The 405-nt window shown below is 43.5% G+C and carries 1 tRNA gene; it reads right to left on the bottom strand.

Going from position 1 to position 405, the window contains the following annotated elements:
- Positions 1–140 precede the first annotated feature (140 nt).
- Positions 141–216, bottom strand: a tRNA-Glu gene (locus AB3U87_RS22390).
- Positions 217–405: the final 189 nt, after the last annotated feature.

The raw sequence follows: 405 nt of genomic DNA, 5'->3' as shown, positions 1-405 counted from the left end.
GAGAATGAAAACGACATGTCGTTTCAATTTTCAGCTTGTTCCGGATTGTTAAAGAGCAAATATCTCAAACGTGACTCAGGCTTAAAGCCGGAATCAATTTTGAGATACGATTGATAATGTCTTTCACTCATTATCAGATATGGCGTCCCCAAGGGGATTCGAACCCCTGTTACAGCCGTGAAAGGGCAGTGTCCTGGGCCTCTAGACGATGGGGACACAAAAATTGCTTAACCAGTCGCAGACTGGTTATTTTGTGTAAAGGTGAAGATTTGCTGGCAAATCTGTGCGACAAATTTACTTGTCACAGAACCCTACTCAAAAGACGCATTGCTCGTTACTTTTCTATCAGACAATCTGTGTGGACACTACGCACGAAGGTATCTTCAGGTAAGGAGGTGATCCAAC

Origin of the sequence: Erwinia plantamica (assembly GCF_043420595.1) — a bacterium.
GTDB classification, from domain to species: Bacteria; Pseudomonadota; Gammaproteobacteria; order Enterobacterales; family Enterobacteriaceae; genus Erwinia; species Erwinia aeris.
This window is presented reverse-complemented; position numbering and strand designations above follow the sequence as displayed.